16 protein-coding genes and 1 pseudogene are annotated in these 14627 nt (G+C 61.6%); 11 read left to right on the top strand and 6 right to left on the bottom strand.

Going from position 1 to position 14627, the window contains the following annotated elements; translation table 11 throughout:
- The 4 genes and pseudogenes from ACFFWD_RS30965 to ACFFWD_RS30950 form a co-directional block, all read left to right on the top strand.
- Nucleotides 1-196, top strand: a pseudogene (locus ACFFWD_RS30965) (hypothetical protein); the annotation flags it as partial.
- A 1732-nt stretch (nucleotides 197-1928) separates the two neighbouring features.
- The gene (locus ACFFWD_RS30960; protein WP_376971849.1) at nucleotides 1929-2090 is read left to right on the top strand and encodes a hypothetical protein; all 162 of its coding nucleotides are present in this window, start codon (nucleotides 1929-1931) and stop codon (nucleotides 2088-2090) included.
- Nucleotides 2091-2366: 276 nt separating this feature from the next.
- Nucleotides 2367-2615, top strand: coding sequence for a hypothetical protein (locus tag ACFFWD_RS30955; protein ID WP_376971847.1), 249 nt, complete (start codon nucleotides 2367-2369; stop codon nucleotides 2613-2615).
- Nucleotides 2616-2808: 193 nt separating this feature from the next.
- On the top strand, nucleotides 2809-3108 hold the full coding sequence (locus ACFFWD_RS30950; RefSeq protein ID WP_376971845.1) for a hypothetical protein: 300 nt from the start codon (nucleotides 2809-2811) through the stop codon (nucleotides 3106-3108).
- A 169-nt stretch (nucleotides 3109-3277) separates the two neighbouring features.
- Here ACFFWD_RS30950 and ACFFWD_RS30945 read toward each other — a convergent pair whose 3' ends face one another.
- A complete protein-coding gene (locus ACFFWD_RS30945) occupies nucleotides 3278-3634 on the bottom strand; it encodes a hypothetical protein (protein ID WP_376971843.1) in 357 nt (118 codons plus the stop codon).
- Nucleotides 3635-3837: 203 nt separating this feature from the next.
- Here ACFFWD_RS30945 and ACFFWD_RS30940 point away from each other — a divergent pair, with 203 nt between their 5' ends.
- The 3 genes from ACFFWD_RS30940 to ACFFWD_RS30930 all read left to right on the top strand — a co-directional run bounded on the left by ACFFWD_RS30940 (nucleotide 3838) and on the right by ACFFWD_RS30930 (nucleotide 4792).
- Nucleotides 3838-3984: a hypothetical protein gene (locus tag ACFFWD_RS30940; RefSeq protein WP_376971841.1), complete on the top strand. Its 147-nt coding sequence runs from the start codon at nucleotides 3838-3840 to the stop codon at nucleotides 3982-3984.
- Between the two features lie 321 nt (nucleotides 3985-4305).
- Complete coding sequence (locus ACFFWD_RS30935; protein ID WP_376971839.1) at nucleotides 4306-4452, top strand: hypothetical protein; 147 nt, start codon at nucleotides 4306-4308, stop codon at nucleotides 4450-4452.
- A 73-nt stretch (nucleotides 4453-4525) separates the two neighbouring features.
- A complete protein-coding gene (locus tag ACFFWD_RS30930; RefSeq protein ID WP_376971837.1) occupies nucleotides 4526-4792 on the top strand; it encodes a DUF3551 domain-containing protein in 267 nt (88 codons plus the stop codon).
- 32 nt (nucleotides 4793-4824) lie between these two features.
- Here the strand turns inward: ACFFWD_RS30930 and ACFFWD_RS30925 are convergent, their stop codons facing one another.
- Nucleotides 4825-5373: a thermonuclease family protein gene (locus ACFFWD_RS30925; RefSeq protein WP_376971835.1), complete on the bottom strand. Its 549-nt coding sequence runs from the start codon at nucleotides 5371-5373 to the stop codon at nucleotides 4825-4827.
- Nucleotides 5374-5797: 424 nt separating this feature from the next.
- Between ACFFWD_RS30925 and ACFFWD_RS30920 the strand changes: the two genes are divergently transcribed.
- Nucleotides 5798-6052 (top strand): hypothetical protein, encoded by a 255-nt coding sequence (locus tag ACFFWD_RS30920; RefSeq protein ID WP_376971833.1) that lies wholly within the window; start codon nucleotides 5798-5800, stop codon nucleotides 6050-6052.
- Between the two features lie 108 nt (nucleotides 6053-6160).
- Here ACFFWD_RS30920 and ACFFWD_RS30915 read toward each other — a convergent pair whose 3' ends face one another.
- Nucleotides 6161-6421, bottom strand: coding sequence for a hypothetical protein (locus tag ACFFWD_RS30915; protein WP_376971831.1), 261 nt, complete (start codon nucleotides 6419-6421; stop codon nucleotides 6161-6163).
- Between ACFFWD_RS30915 and ACFFWD_RS30910 the strand changes: the two genes are divergently transcribed.
- The 3 genes from ACFFWD_RS30910 to ACFFWD_RS30900 all read left to right on the top strand — a co-directional run bounded on the left by ACFFWD_RS30910 (nucleotide 6411) and on the right by ACFFWD_RS30900 (nucleotide 7597).
- Nucleotides 6411-6587: a hypothetical protein gene (locus tag ACFFWD_RS30910; protein ID WP_376971829.1), complete on the top strand. Its 177-nt coding sequence runs from the start codon at nucleotides 6411-6413 to the stop codon at nucleotides 6585-6587. The genes ACFFWD_RS30915 and ACFFWD_RS30910 overlap by 11 nt on opposite strands.
- A 228-nt stretch (nucleotides 6588-6815) precedes the next feature.
- Nucleotides 6816-6977: a hypothetical protein gene (locus ACFFWD_RS30905; protein ID WP_376971827.1), complete on the top strand. Its 162-nt coding sequence runs from the start codon at nucleotides 6816-6818 to the stop codon at nucleotides 6975-6977.
- Between the two features lie 362 nt (nucleotides 6978-7339).
- A complete protein-coding gene (locus ACFFWD_RS30900) occupies nucleotides 7340-7597 on the top strand; it encodes a hypothetical protein (RefSeq protein WP_376971859.1) in 258 nt (85 codons plus the stop codon).
- Nucleotides 7598-7715: 118 nt separating this feature from the next.
- Here the strand turns inward: ACFFWD_RS30900 and ACFFWD_RS30895 are convergent, their stop codons facing one another.
- The 3 genes from ACFFWD_RS30895 to ACFFWD_RS30885 all read right to left on the bottom strand — a co-directional run.
- Nucleotides 7716-9062, bottom strand: a complete 1347-nt coding sequence (locus ACFFWD_RS30895) for a PQQ-dependent sugar dehydrogenase (protein ID WP_376971825.1) — start codon at nucleotides 9060-9062, stop codon at nucleotides 7716-7718.
- An 86-nt stretch (nucleotides 9063-9148) separates the two neighbouring features.
- Complete coding sequence (locus ACFFWD_RS30890; protein WP_376971823.1) at nucleotides 9149-10645, bottom strand: HWE histidine kinase domain-containing protein; 1497 nt, start codon at nucleotides 10643-10645, stop codon at nucleotides 9149-9151.
- A gap of 13 nt (nucleotides 10646-10658) precedes the next feature.
- The coding region (locus ACFFWD_RS30885) for a response regulator (protein WP_376971821.1) at nucleotides 10659-14627 on the bottom strand (3969 nt) is incomplete at its 5' end.

Genomic DNA, 14627 nt, shown 5'->3' with positions numbered 1-14627 from the left:
CTACGAGAAGACATTGCACACCATTGGTCTTGTTGACCGGAACGACCCGCTAGCCGAGATGATCGCCAAGGAAAATAATCCAGATCGCGCAAACTGGCGTGCGCGACCCGGCGAAGCTTTCCGCGCTCGCGATCAAGGAACTTGGGGTGAAGTAAGGCCGCCGCAGCCGGATCCCTGCCCTTTTCCTCGGGCGTAGGATCGCGGTCGGGCGTTTTGCCAGTAGAGCGATATCAATGATCCGCTTGGCGAGCTGGTTGGGGTCCCTAGGGCGTTTGGGTGTCATATCTTTTGCCACCGTCGGATCGGCGACATGGTGACGGGCGTCCACCCGAAATAATCGTAGAAGCCAATCCACTCGTGCACCGTCTCATCGCAGTCTTCGCAATCGAAGCTCCCGGAATGCTGACTGGTGTGCTGCTCCTGGGTGGCGGCATAGACCACGCCGCAACCTTTGCAGTTGAAGTAGACGGTAATCCGAGTGCCGCTTGTCATCCCGCCAATATGCGCTGTTGACAGTCAACATACCAGCCCGGAACCCTGCCACAATCAAACTGACCCACTACCCGGCTAGGGGTGGTGTCCAAGCCCCGGTGCATCCTTCGGAACAAATTCACAACCTGCAAGTTGCGCTCCCGAGGCAATACCATGTTTGTTTGCCAATGGGGGACGTATGGACTCCGATAAAAGGCGGCCTTCTTGCCTCGATCAATTTGATGAATCGTCCCAACGCAAGCCAGAGATGGACCGCTGGATTGAAAGTTTTGTGAAGCGCCTGCGCGAACTCTTAGATCGCATGGCCGGTAAAAAGTAAGGGCGCCTCTAGTGGGCCTCTTTCACCCCGAAATCGCTGCAACCATTCCCGCCCTCGGGAATTGGTCTGTGTTTGGTGGGAGAGCGCCATGGATAGGCTCTTCCTTTTGATGATGACGGCGAGCATCTGCATACTGGCGGGCAGCGTAGTCTTTTTGTTTGTTCATTAAGTAAGGCCGCCTCAGTTGGCGGCGCCTTCGTTTCAGCATTCAACGTCCGTTCTTGGAAACCTCCCAAAGCTAAAGGCAAAGGTCGTTGCCATTCACGAGATCCCAAAGCAAGAGATTGAGAAATACAGACGGATGATGTGCGAGCAGGCCGAGAAGCTTGAGAGGGAGCACAAGGATTGATCGGAGGCCGAGAGCAAGCAACCCGAGGCTGGCAGAAAACTCCGTCAGGCAATTTGGATCGCGAGGCTGCAGGCCCCCGCCCCGAATGCCAGGTCGGTGACCCGCCGTGTCATTCGGCATGCAAGATTGCCCTCTAAGCCGGGCATCGGCGTCCAAAATTTGGAAGCTGATGAGGGGGCAAACTTGGGTGCCGATTGACCGTCTGACAGACCTCCTCGAGCCACGCGCTGGCACCCATCAAGCAAAAAGGCGGCCAAGTGAGCCAGAGATCAACGAAGGCGAAGCCGGTCCATGTCTCCGATCCTCGTATCTTGGCCCAAGGCCGCGGCCGTTCCAATTCGGAGCTTGCCTTGTTAACGCGTGGCGCTTTTACTTCGTCGACGGAATCCCCTCCTCCGCACGACATTGATTTCGTTGCGCTCTGTGGTGATTAGCTAGAAAAGCCACGGCTGGGATCCACGGTCACGCTCGCGGTCATAGGCCACATCCCGTTTGTCGCCCCAGCGAGCCAAGCGATTGTAGCAGGTCGTGTGCCGGGGAGAAAACTGCGCACTCTATGTCAACGGCGAATATCTCTATCGAGACGTGGATCATATCCGGCGCAACTTATCGGCAGAAACGCAAGTGATGCTTGCGCAACAATTCGGACTCACAGAAGCGCTGAAGGCTATCGTCCCGACTCCGCGCTAAACGCCTCGGCAGTTGGGGCATTCAATGATTTGCTGAAAAGCACGGCAAGCGCCAGATCGTGGAAAACCCGCAGCTAGAATGCCACGTTATGAGCTTTACATACATGTCGTTGTGGTCGCGCGCCTGAATGACCTGATTGCAGCCTGCGGCAAGCGCGGCGCCGACGTCCGGCCGAACTTCAGCTGGAGTGTTCGCGGGCCGGTCGGCGGCATGGGCTATCGGGTGGTCTCGAGTGCCTGAGCTGGAGGGCCTCGGAATCGAAACGGGCCGCTCAGCGCAGAGGACCCCTTTGCCGGAAAAATTTGTAGGGGATGAAATCTAGCCCCGGCATGAGCCTCATTACATCACGCTGCCGCCTGAGTGGATTCCGGGCCACTACTGCCCGTAATTCCCCCGACGGTTCCGGCGCCATGGTCGCGTAGCGATTGGATCGGCGGCATGGGCTATCGGGTCGGCTTAACGCATTGGTAACGGCCACCGCCGACGCTGCTCCCATTTTCAAATGGGAGTTTTAGCATGGATGATAAAGTCAAGATCCGATGCCCGGGTTGCACGCGGGTGTTCCGAGAGAAGGCGGGTCGGGTACGCGATGGCGTTCAACTGAACTGCTCGAACTGCAACAAGCTTGTCACGCTGAACAGGGATACCGAAGACCCCTTCATCCGGCGGGCGCTTAAGGCCGCGAAAGAAATTCGGACCCTTGAGGAGGCGCAAGTCCATGCCGCAGTTTATAGCGGCGCCGCCAGCCGCACCAAGTCTGCCTGATAACCAAAACGGCCCCAGCGGGCGCGCCAGGGCCGTCACTTGGGGGTGCGCCTCCAACGGGGGGCGGAGACGCGAAGACATCCTAGGAAAGCAATCCGCGTGTGTCCCGACAAAATTGCTTCTAGGGTTAAGGCGAGCGTGCCCGTAGTTCTCCGGTCGTGAACTCGAGCCGAGTTGCGGCGACCATGCCGCCATGGCTGAGCGGGGATGGCAACGTAAGTTCGAGGACCCGATTGAGCTGCCGGACGGCCGCGTGCTCGTCACGCTGCACGACGCCGCGACCTACATCACCGAACTTCCGAAGAAGGAGTCCGCGGCGCCCGAATGGCAGATCGCGATCTCTGAACTGATGCTGGCCGTCGAGCGCCACAGGCCAACGATGCTGGCGTGGATCGCGGTGAAGAAGGCGCTGAACCGGCACAAGGTTCGCGAGTTTAATCCAAGCCGCAAAGACCCCCATTGGGGCCGGCGAAAGCTCAAGAGAGACCAATGACTGTCTAGATTGCGGAGAAATGCACCATTCAATTCCAAGGCAAGCCGCCGCCGGCGTGATCGGCTCGGGTGTTTTCTGTCCTCATAAGTTGCAACGTCGTCCGCAGTACGGACCAAGTCTCGACGCTGCCCAAGCTCCTCAAGGAGATCGCGTTCAATTGCGAAGTTGGCTATAACCCTTGGACATCGACGGGCGTTTGATCCTCGACGGTGATGGTAATGCCAACGTCGATCGGCGAAGGAAAGTCCACGTTGATGATAAATTCGACGCCGCCCGGCTCGCCGGGGAAATGGTCGTTAAAGTGAGGGGCTACGTTGCTGATCCAAACGTTCGCCGCACCAAGAAAGTACATGAAATTCTGAGTCGTAAGTCCGGCGGGACCTTGCACTTCCGAGTCTGGAGCTGCCCTAATTTCCGCAGCGGTTACGTGAACGACGGCCTGCCGAGACTTGATCGCAGGCGTATTAAAATTCTGAGGCACTCGACCATTGATCTGCCGGCGCACGAAACGAAAAGACTGTGCCATTTTACTGCTCCGCTAAGAATTAAATCCGTCTAGCAAAACGTGTGGTTTCGCAAACTAACAATTAACCTGTGCCGTCGATCGCGTCTGTGAGATGTCTTACAGTTGGGGCTGCACCCCCGCAGCAGCAGCGGCTCACTGGGCATTCGAGCCGGTGCGCAAGGTCCGAGGTCCGAACCTTGAAGATATCCGTGCAAGAGGGACCAATGACAGTTTTCGTCTATGTCAACACCAGCAAGCAGGTTGGCGACAAAGAGCACGTCAAAGTGTTCGCCAGCCAGGACGCCGCGGAGAAATGGTTCGAGGAGAACGATCCCGAGGGCGTGGCGTTCGAATATGAGGTCCTGGAGTGAACCGGATCGACCAATCGCCGCTATTTCTTCAGACCAAACGACCAAACGATATCTTTACGCGGTAACTGACTCGGTTTGGCTGATCTTGCAAATGCCGTCCTGGTTCATGTACTCCGCAGCGACGCACAGCACGCGCAACGCCGCCGGCCGATCGTAAAGGCGAATAGCCGCTGAGGCTAAGCCGCGCAGGACAAGCACAAACCCGTATGGCTTGCCGATCTTCTCTGGCTTGGCCGCGAACTCGCCACCTTGCGTCACGCCGCCAACTACATAGTAGCGCTACCGGAGAAGGTCTCGAGCCAAGAGCATTGGCAGACCGCGATGGAGATGCTGATCTGGTGCGCCGACAAGGGCGGCATCAGGATGTTTGCACAAATTGCGATGCTCAAAGCCCTGCACCATGGGCGCGAACGGACGCCGCCGCCACCGAGGAAGAAATCTGCCAAGCGGTATAAGATCATCCGATGAGGCGTGGCGTTGGAATATGAATGAGGTCGTCCTGGACTGAACCGCATCCGCCAAACATTTGCAGGAGCTGGTGATGAAACGACTCACATCCGCAATTCTCATTCTGTGCACGCTAGTAGGCTTTGCGCCGGCATCTGCTCAGACGTACGACCCCAGCTATCCCGTCTGCATGCACGTCTATGGCGAGAAGATAGGTGAGAGGATCGATTGCACTTTCACGTCTTTCGCCCAGTGCGCAGCGACGGCGAATGGCCTACCTGCAACCTGCCTGGTCAACCCTTACGTCGCCAATGCGAGGCGATCGCCGCTCCCGCGGTCTCACAGGCCGCGGGATTGGTAGCTCATGAGACACTGCGATAGCGGAACAATCGATCAACGCTCGCACCACGACTGCTTCGGCGGGCAACCGCGAGGGCCGCAAACATAAGGATGTGCCAAGCGCTCGCCGATCAATATCTGGCCAACGTCTCGGCCGTCGACCGTCAGAATTCCGCATAGCCGGCCATAGTTGCAACGCTGCGTGCCCTCGTCGCCCGACCGGCAGCCAGCGCAAGGCACCCGCCGTAGACTGGGCCTGCCGCGGACGGTGAGCTGACGCAACCGATCAGTGGCGCTATAGGCCAATTGCCGCTCGTCATCGCAGCGCGCCAAATTCCCCTTCTCTGGCGTGTCGAAGCCGACCAGCCGATAGGCATACCCACCGGCCCTGACCGTATCTCCGTCGACCACCTCGATGCGCTGAGGCGCCTGAATGCTTGGCGCTTGAATGCTTGGCTGGATTACCGTCGGAATCTTTGGCTGATCGCGCCAGTCTAGGAACGTATAAACAACTACAAATGCTGCAATTGCCGTCGCCAGGGCCCCAAGAATGACCGACCAACCCGGGAATTTGCTGCGTTGGCGAAATCGAGCGACGATCATGCAAATGAGCTTACCGGCTCGTCCTGTCCCTCAATAGTCCGCCCGGCTGCGACCCGACATCGCATCCGGGATTTCCCCCTCCTTTAAGAGTTTTACGCCGACATGGCTCGACGACAGGCCGATCTAGATCAGGCCCGAGCTACCGCGTACGAGAACGCGCGAAGACGAAGCTCGCCCGGCTGGAATCTCCATTAGGCTGCCCCGCCAAACTGCAAACTGGATTGCCGTGGCCTATACCGTAGCTTTTCAAGATCATATCTCAGAAAGCTAAAGCGTTTCAGTAAGGTTGACAGGACACCCCTTCCGCCATTACACGCCAAGTAAGCCTCCCCGAGCAAATCCGCCGACTGGTCGAAATCGGGCTGAAGGCCAAGACATAGCGCCTGTGGTAAGCTACCGCGCCTGGCAAATTGTGGAGGGTGAAATGGCCCTGCACTTCAGCCGCATCGATACTCCGGACAATCTGGAAATTTGGAGCGCGAACACCGGCGATTTTTCCTTTGTGATTAGCAATGAGAGCCGCACGGGATCCGGTCTCCATGGACAGCTCGGCTTGGTCGCGTCCTGGCGCCCCGTCAATTTGAACAAGCCTGCTGTCAGGGTCGACGGTTCTCCGTTCGACACGTTCGCCGAGGCGGAAGAAGCCTGCGAAGCTTTGCTGAGGCACCTGACCGAGTGATCCGGGAACTTCGCGCCTGGCCCCAGAACGGGGCCGCGGGTTCGTCGCTTATGGGCCGGTAGGATCGAAAGCCCTCTCCGCGCGTTGATATTGAGCCCAGATGGGAGGTCAACAATGATTAGCGACCGAGAGCGGCGGGCAACGACAGCGGCGGAACGCGAAGCCCGCGAGGTGTTCAGAGCGGTCAAAGCGAAGGAAGCTATGACCGATTACGCGAAAGCGCAGAAAGCATTCCACGATAATCGAGAGCGCCTCAAGGCCGAACGGCTGGCGCGAGAGGCCGCAGCCGCCAACCGAAAATAAAAGCGCGAAGAGCGCGGTGGCGCGTTGCTCGTGACGATGCCCAAAGGTGGAGGACATGTCGATCATTTCAGTCCTGATTGGAGTTCTGATCATTGTTGTCGTGGGGGCCATTTGCTTTTGGGCAATCGACAAGTTTGCGACCGACGGCCGGTTGGCGAACCTTCTCAAATTGTTGGTGGTGCTAGTTTGCCTCGGTGCGATTGTGCAACGGCTGCTCGTGCTGACCTATTGAGTGGCGCTATCCCGCTTTCCCTGCGCGATCGGCGGATGTCGCCGAGGGGCAACGCTCGCCCGGCCTTGTGGCGTCCTCGGTCATGGTCCGCCATTTCAGATCATCAGCATCGAGATCACGTCGAGCCTTCTTGTCGGCCTGATCGCTTGGAGGTTCAAGGCGTCGCGATTTCGGTAACCATTCATTAACCCTCTCGCCGCAACCTCGCCGGTGTGGAGGGCTCATCCGATGCAGACATTCCGGATTTCACTGAGTGACGGGACACGCAAGTTCCACACTGTGCTTCATGCGGCCGACCCCGCGGCGGCGCAGATGAAGGCCGCCTTTTTCTTCGATACGTCGAAGTGGCGGATCCTCAGCGTGGCCCTGACTGGCGCCGTGGCGGCGTAATCGGCCGGCGGCGCGCCGCCGGCTAGGCTGTCTGGTCGGGCTCGGCCGCAGCGAGCCTTGCGACTTGCAGGTCGATCGCTGCCAGCGGATCGCCGTCCCCGAGATACCAGGCCGCCGACAGGCCGGTCCATGCGAGGATCCAGGACAGCAGGCGCCGTCAATCCAGCGTTGCGGACCGTGCCACGATGCCGCTGGACGCCGCCTTCGTCATTGCTCATACGGATCGCGATCTCTCGTTTCAGGTCTGCGCATCACGTGCGGGCACCGGGTTGGTTCCGGTCGCGCCGGCCATGTTGGTTGATGACAGCCCCCACCCGCTGTGCATTAGAATGTCGCGCGCGCCGAACGACGGAGGTGTGTCGATGTCGAAGAAAGGAATCACCGGTCACGACGAGTGGGTGGTCACCGAGGCCCTGGCCACGGCCCTGGTTGCGCTCGAGCAGCTTCCGTCCAAGCACCAGCCGCGCGCCCACATGGATGACATCCGCAAGCTCCTGACCGCCGGCTGTGATCCCGGCGCTGTGACCCTGCATCTGGCGCAGGCCAAGTGCCGGCTGTTTCCGGATACGGATCCGCTGACCATCTACCAGCAATATGGTCTCGGCGACGGACAGGGCTAGCGCTCCGCGTCATTCTGCCCACGAGCTCTTCATACTCGAAAGGTTTAGAGCACGGCACGCAGGCTGCCGCGCCGACGCTCGTGTAAGACCGTCAGTGTAAGCTGACCTCGGAACGCAGCTAATCGTGGCTGATGCGCCAGATCGTGCCGTTGCCGTCTTCCGAAACCAGCAGCGCGCCGTCGCGGGTCATCGTCACGCCGACAGGACGGCCCCAAACCTCGTTGTCGTTGACGACGAAGCCGGTGACGAAATCCTCGTACTCCCCGGTCGGCGCACCGTCCTTGAGCTTGATACGAACGACCTTGTAGCCGGTCCGCTTGGAGCGATTCCACGAGCCGTGCTCGGCGGCGAACGCGTCTCCGCGAAACTCCGGCGGGAAGCTGGTGCCGGTATAGAAGGTCAGTCCAAGCGAGGCCGAATGGGCCTGCAGCAGCACATCGGGGATCGTCACCTTGTCCTTCAGGTCGGGACGCTCGCCGGCATGTCTGGGGTCCTCATTGCCGCCGATATAGAACCACGGCCATCCGTAGAACGCGCCCTCGCGGACGCGGGTGACATAGTCGGGCACGAGATCGTCGCCGCGACCGTCGCGCTCGTTGGTCGAGCACCACGGCGTGCCGCTGCCGGGCTGAATGGCGAGCCCCACGCAGTTGCGGAGACCTGTGGCGAACAGGGTCTGGTTCTTGCCGTCGGGATCGAAAGCAAGCACGGCTGCGCGATCCTTCTCGAGGCCCCAGGCCGCGCCGAGGGCATGGTCGCGGCTCCAGGCCTCGATGCCTCCGGGAGGCTTGCCGAGCCCCTCGCCGACATTGCCGGCGGACCCGACCGACACCAGCATCCGCCTGTTATCGGGCGTGAAGACGACGTCGCGCGTGGCGTGGCTGTAGCCGCTCGGCAGTTTGGCCACGATCGTTTCAGGCTCTCCGGAGGCCTTGAGGTCGCCGTTGCGGTAGGCAAATCGCACGACGCTGTCGGTGTTGGCGACATAGAGCCATTGCGGATTGTCGCCGTTCGGAAAGAACGCGATCCCGAATGGCCGGTTCAGGCCGCTGGCATAGACCTCGTTGGTCGCGGGCCTAGTTGCGCCGCCCGTGCTACGCAGGACGCGGATGCGGCCCGGCCTGGCCTCGACGACGAAGACGTCGCCGTTGGGTGCTGTACGCAAAACCCTCGGATCGCTCAGTCCGTCCGCGAACAGCTCGATCCTGAAACCTGGCGGCACCTGCGGAGTTGCGGATCCCGGTCTCCCCACAATGCGGGGGCCATTGCTGCTCGATGCGGTCGCGCCGGGCTTGGGCAGGTCTTGCGGTCGGATCAACCTGATCGTGCCCGGCTTGTCGCGACGCCAGTCGCCAAACGCGTCGGGGCCCTTGAGCACGACCCGCTCTGCATGCAGGACCACCGTGGAGGCCGTCAGGCACGCTACGGCAAGGCCGGCAACGGACAGGTTTCGTGTGTTCAACATCGGCTGTTCCCGGCGATGGCGCGTGAGCTGCTTCGATATCTAGCTCAAGGTGGCAAGAGTTGATGTCACAATCGCGCGGTCTGCCGTCACCTGGCACGCGAATTGACCGCCGGCCGGCGGTGCCGCGCCGGCTTTTCGCGGGACGGCTGGGACTCCGGTGCCGCCGATCGCAGCGGGACGGTCAACCGGCAAACCAAACCTTCGGTACGCCAATCGAAATCGGCGCGCCCGCCGAGCTGGGTCTCGATGCTGGCGATGACGCTCCGCGTCCCGAACCCCTTCTGGATCGGCTTCGTCACCGCGGGCCCGCCGGTTTCCACCCAGGCGAGGATCAAGGTCTCGTCTTGCACTTCCCAGGTGATCGCAAGCCGTCCCGACAGCGCCGAGAGGCTGCCGTATTTGGCGGAGTTGGTGACGAGTTCATGCAGGGCGAGCGCCAGCGTTTGCGCGGTCGCCGGCTGCAACTGCACCTCGGCACCTTCGATCTGGATCTGCTCCGCGCCCGAATAAGGCGCGATCTCCTCGGTGACCAGTCGCCGGATCTCGGCCCCCTGCCAGCTCGACAGCGACAGCACGGTGTGCACCCGCGCCAGCGCGGTGATGCGCCCCTCGACCGCGCGCACATAGGCGTTCATGTTCTGCGCGCGCGTCAGCCGCACGATCGATTGTGCCAACGCCAGCGCATTCTTGGCCCGGTGATCGACCTCGCGGGTCAAGAGGCTCTGGCGCTCCTCGGCGCGCTTGCGATCGGTGATATCGACGGTCACGCCGCTCACCCGCACCACCCGGCCGTCCTTGTCGCTGGTTGCCGCCGCCGTGCCGACGCACCAGCGCACCTCGCCGTCCGGCCGCATGATGCGGAATTCGACTTCGTATGACTTCGCGCCATTGGCGAAGCCAGCCCAGGCGTGGCGGAGTTCGCTGACATCATCGGGGTGAAACAGCCCCTGGATGTTGGCCGACGTCAGCTCGAAGGTCTTCGGGTCGACTCCGAAGATCTGATATTGGCCGTCGTCCCACATCCAGTCGCCATTGACCCAATCCCAGTCCCACGATCCCATTTTGCCTGCGGCGATTGCCATGCTGCGGCGCTGCTCGCTCTCGACCAGTCGCGCGGTCGACTGCTCGAGCTCGGCGGTGCGCGCGCGCACGCGATCCTCGAGTTCGGAGTTGAGACGCTCGAGCTGCCGGGTCTTGCGGTAAAGCTCGGCGAACACGCGGATCTTGGCGCGCAGCACTTCCGGCACGACCGGTACCGGCACGTAATCGACCGCGCCCATCTCGTAGCCGCGAAGCCGGTCCAAATCGCTGACCTGGATCGCCGAGATGAAGATCATCGCGGTCTTCTGGAAGCGCGGATGGTCGCGGATCATGGCGGCGAGCTCGAAGCCGTCGAGCTCGGGCATGCAGACGTCGACAAGGATGACCGCGACTTCGTTCTTGAGCAGGAACTCCAGAGCCTCGCGCCCCGAAGAAGCCACGACGAGATTTTCGCCGAGCTCCTTCAGGATGACCTCATACGCCAGCAACTTCGCCGGCTGATCATCGACCAGAAGAATGTTTACCTTTTCATGGTCCGTCATTTTCGATCGCCGATCAGCGGTGTAACCACATGCGGATGGCGAGCAGCAGTTGCTCGGTGTTGACCGGTTTGGCCAGATAGTCCGACGCACCGGCCTCAAGGCACTTCTCGCGGTCGCCCTTCATCGCCTTTGCCGTCAGCGCGATGATCGGCAGCCGCGCAAATGCCGGGTCCTGCCTGATCGCACCGATGGTCTGATAGCCGTCCATCTGCGGCATCATGATGTCCATCAGCACGATCGCGATTTTCGGATTGGACTCGACGAGCGAAATCGCTTCGTGACCCGTTGTTGCAGTCAGCACCTTCATACCGCGCCGCTCGAGCACGCTGGAGAGCGCAAAGATGTTGCGGGCGTCGTCGTCGACCAGAAGCGCGGTCTTGCCGATCAGATCCTCGTCGGAACTATTGAGTTTCTCCAGCATTCGCTGTTTTTCGGCGGGCAGTTCAGTGATCACGCGGTGCAGGAACAGCGACGTTTCATCGAGCAGCCGTTCCGGCGATTCCACGCCCTTGACGACGATGCTCCGCGCCATGGTGTGAAGTTCCGCGTCCTCCTCGGCCGAAAGTTCCCGACCCGTGAAGACAACGACAGGAACGTTCGATAGGGTCTCGTCCTTGCGGATCTGGTCGAGCACCTCGAAACCGCTCATGTCGGGCAATCGCAAATCGAGCACGACACAGTCGCACGGACTTTCCCGCAGCGTCGACAACGCCCCCGCCCCGGTATCCGTGGTGACGATCTCGATATCCTCGTGGCCGAGCAGTTCCGTGATGCTGAGCTGTTCGGCGGCGTTGTCCTCGACGATCAGCAGGCGCTTGCGGCGCGGCTTGGCGTATTCCTTGATCTGCGACAGTGCCGCACTCACGCCTTCGGTCGTGGTCGGCTTGTTGACGAAGGAGAATGCGCCGCGCGCCAGCGCATGCTGCCGGTCCTCGTCGAGGGTGATGATCTGGACCGGAATGTGACGGGTCAGCGGATTGTGCTTGAGCTGGCTCAGCACGGTCCAGCCGAGCATGTCCGGCAGGAACACGTCGAGCGACACGGCGGTCGGCTGGAACTGCTTGGCAAGGTCCAGCGCCTCGGCACCGCGGCTGGCGACGAGCACCTTGAACCCCTTGTCGCGCGCGAGATCGATCAGGACGCGCGCGTAGTGAGGATCGTCCTCGACGATAAGCAGGATCGTGTCGCCGGGCTCGAGGCTGAGCCGGTCGTCCGGCAGCTGCTCGATCACGCGCTCCTGCGTGGAGGACGCCTGCAACGCCGGAACCGGCGCGTGCGACACCGAGGTGGGCTGGGTCGAGGAGCGAAGCGCCACCGTCGGACCGGAATACTTCAATGGCAGATAGAGCGTGAACGTTGAACCTTTGCCAGGCGCGCTCCGCAGATGGATTTCGCCACCGAGCAGGCTTGCGAGCTCGCGGCTGATCGCGAGGCCGAGGCCGGTGCCGCCGTACTTTCGGCTGGTGCCGGCATCTGCCTGCTGGAATGCCTCGAAGATCAGCTTCTGCTTGTCCAGGGGAATGCCGATACCGGTGTCCGATACCTCGAACGCCACGACCGCAGGTGCCGCGTTGAGGATCGGATGTTCGGCGCTCCAGCCGCCGACCGCAGCCGACACGGTCAGGCTCACGCCGCCTTCCGCGGTGAATTTGAACGCGTTCGACAGCAGGTTCTTGAGCACCTGCTGCAACCGCTTGGAGTCGGTGACCATGCTGCGCGCGAGGTTGCCGTCGACATCGATGCTGAAGGCAAGATGGCGGTTTTCGGCCTCGTGCCGGAACGGCCGCCCGACGGTCTCGAGCAGGCTCGAGGTCAGGATCTCCTCGGCCTCGACTGTCACCGTACCGGACTCGATCTTGGAGAGATCCAGGATGTCGCTGATCAAATTAAGCAGGTCGGTGCCCGCGCCGTGGATGGTGCGCGCGAACTCGACCTGCTTCACGCTCAGGTTTCCGTCGGGATTTTCCGTGAGCTGCTGGCCGAGGATCAGGATCGAGTTGAGAGGCGTCCTGAGCTCGTGCGACATGTTGGCGAGGAATTCGGACTTGTACTTCGACGTCAGCGACAGCTCGGTCGCCTTCTCTTCCAGCGCACGCCGGGCCTGCTCGATCTCCTGGTTCTTGCGTTCGACGTCGACATTGCGCTCGGCAAGCTGTTGCGCCTTCTGCTCGAGCTGGTCGTTGGTCTGCTGCAATTCCTTCTGCTGGGTCTGAAGCTCGCCCGCGAGCTGCTGCGACTGCTTGAGCAAGGCCTCGGTCTGCATCGTCGCTTCGATGCTGTTGAGCACGATGCCGATGCTGTCGGTCAGCTGTTCAAGGAAGGTGATTTGGGAGGTCGTGAAGGACGAGATCGAGGATAGCTCGATCACCGCCTTGACCTGGTTCTCGAACAGGACCGGGAACACGACCAGGTTCTTCGGCATGATCCGCATCAGCGCCGAATTGATCGGCACGGTATTGCTCGGGATGTCGGACACGAGGCGCTGTCGCTTGTCGAGCGCGCATTGGCCGATCAGCCCCTCGCCAAATTGCACGATCTGCGGATGCGGATTGGTGCTGTCGTTGGCATAGGCGGCCAGCAGTCGCAGCTGTGGGTTTTCCGGATTGTCGACCTGATAGATCACCCCCATGTGGGCGTTGATCAGCGGCGCGAGCTCGGTCAGCAGCAAGCGGCCGACGGTTGCGAGATCGCGCTGGCCCTGCAGCATGTTGGTGAAGCGCGCGAGGTTGGTCTTGAGCCAATCCTGCTCGGTGTTGCGCTCCGTGGTGAGACGGAGGTTGCCGATCATCGTGTTGATGTTGTCCTTCAGCTCGGCCACCTCGCCACGGACATCGACCTGGATCGATCGCGTCAGGTCACCCTTGGTCACAGCGGTCGCCACCTCAGCGATGGCGCGGACCTGCGAGGTCAGGTTGGCGGCGAGCAGGTTGACGTTGCCGGTCAGGTCCTTCCAGGTGCCGGCGGCGCCGGGCACGTTGGCCTGACCGCCGAGGCGGCCTTCGACGCCGACTTCGCGCGCCACGCTGGTGACCTGGTCGGCGAAGGTCGCCAGCGTCTCCGTCATGTTGTTGATGGTGTCGGCGAGCGCCGCCACCTCGCCCTTCGATTTCACGGTCAGGTTCTGCTTCAGGTCGCCATCGGCAACCGCGGTCACCACCTTGACGATGCCGCGCACCTGCTCGGTCAGGTTCGCCGCCATCACGTTCACCGTGTCGGTCAGGTCCTTCCAGGTGCCGGCAACGCCGGGCACTTCGGCCTGGCCGCCGAGCTTGCCCTCGGTGCCGACCTCGCGCGCCACGCGGGTCACTTCGCCGGCGAAGGCGTTGAGCTGGTCGACCATCGTGTTGATGGTGTTCTTCAGCTCGAGGATTTCGCCCTTCACGTCGACCGTGATCTTGCGCGAGAGGTCGCCGCGCGCGACTGCCGTGGTCACCTCGGCGATGTTGCGAACTTGCGTGGTGAGGTTCGCGGCCAACAGGTTGACGTTGTCGGTCAGGTCCTTCCAGGTGCCGCCGACGCCAGGCACCACGGCCTGGCCGCCCAGCCGGCCTTCGGTACCGACCTCGCGCGCCACGCGCGTCACTTCGGCCGCGAACGAGCGAAGCTGCTCGACCATCGTGTTCAGGGTGTCCTTGAGCAGCAGGATCTCGCCGCGCACGTCGACCGTGATCTTCTTCGACAGGTCGCCGCCGGCGATCGCGGTCGCCACCTCGGCGATGTTGCGGACCTGCGCGGTCAGGTTCGACGCCATGAAGTTGACGTTGTCGGTGAGGTCCTTCCAGGTGCCGGCCACGCCGGGCACCTCGGCTTGTCCGCCGAGCTTGCCTTCGGTGCCGACCTCGCGCGCCACGCGCGTCACCTCGCCCGCAAAGCCGTTGAGCTGGTCCACCATCGTGTTGATGGTGTTCTTAAGCTCGAGGATTTCGCCCTTCACGTCGACCGTGATCTTGCGCGAGAGGTCGCCGCGGGCCACGGCCGTGGT

This window comes from Bradyrhizobium erythrophlei, from assembly GCF_042430365.1.
Classification (GTDB): domain Bacteria; phylum Pseudomonadota; class Alphaproteobacteria; order Rhizobiales; family Xanthobacteraceae; genus Bradyrhizobium; species Bradyrhizobium erythrophlei.
Note: the sequence above shows the minus strand (reverse complement) of the source record. Positions and strands in the feature narration are given on the sequence as shown.

Excerpts from the sequence above, each read along its gene's own strand:
- ACFFWD_RS30960 (WP_376971849.1), top strand. The coding sequence starts at position 1,929 with ATGCCACGTTATGAGCTTTACATACATGTCGTTGTGGTCGCGCGCCTG.
- ACFFWD_RS30955 (WP_376971847.1), top strand. The coding sequence starts at position 2,367 with ATGGATGATAAAGTCAAGATCCGATGCCCGGGTTGCACGCGGGTGTTC.
- ACFFWD_RS30950 (WP_376971845.1), top strand. The coding sequence starts at position 2,809 with ATGGCTGAGCGGGGATGGCAACGTAAGTTCGAGGACCCGATTGAGCTG.
- ACFFWD_RS30945 (WP_376971843.1), bottom strand. The coding sequence starts at position 3,634 with ATGGCACAGTCTTTTCGTTTCGTGCGCCGGCAGATCAATGGTCGAGTG.
- ACFFWD_RS30940 (WP_376971841.1), top strand. The coding sequence starts at position 3,838 with ATGACAGTTTTCGTCTATGTCAACACCAGCAAGCAGGTTGGCGACAAA.
- ACFFWD_RS30935 (WP_376971839.1), top strand. The coding sequence starts at position 4,306 with ATGGAGATGCTGATCTGGTGCGCCGACAAGGGCGGCATCAGGATGTTT.
- ACFFWD_RS30930 (WP_376971837.1), top strand. The coding sequence starts at position 4,526 with ATGAAACGACTCACATCCGCAATTCTCATTCTGTGCACGCTAGTAGGC.
- ACFFWD_RS30925 (WP_376971835.1), bottom strand. The coding sequence starts at position 5,373 with ATGATCGTCGCTCGATTTCGCCAACGCAGCAAATTCCCGGGTTGGTCG.
- ACFFWD_RS30920 (WP_376971833.1), top strand. The coding sequence starts at position 5,798 with ATGGCCCTGCACTTCAGCCGCATCGATACTCCGGACAATCTGGAAATT.
- ACFFWD_RS30910 (WP_376971829.1), top strand. The coding sequence starts at position 6,411 with ATGTCGATCATTTCAGTCCTGATTGGAGTTCTGATCATTGTTGTCGTG.
- ACFFWD_RS30915 (WP_376971831.1), bottom strand. The coding sequence starts at position 6,421 with ATGATCGACATGTCCTCCACCTTTGGGCATCGTCACGAGCAACGCGCC.
- ACFFWD_RS30905 (WP_376971827.1), top strand. The coding sequence starts at position 6,816 with ATGCAGACATTCCGGATTTCACTGAGTGACGGGACACGCAAGTTCCAC.
- ACFFWD_RS30900 (WP_376971859.1), top strand. The coding sequence starts at position 7,340 with ATGTCGAAGAAAGGAATCACCGGTCACGACGAGTGGGTGGTCACCGAG.
- ACFFWD_RS30895 (WP_376971825.1), bottom strand. The coding sequence starts at position 9,062 with ATGTTGAACACACGAAACCTGTCCGTTGCCGGCCTTGCCGTAGCGTGC.
- ACFFWD_RS30890 (WP_376971823.1), bottom strand. The coding sequence starts at position 10,645 with ATGACGGACCATGAAAAGGTAAACATTCTTCTGGTCGATGATCAGCCG.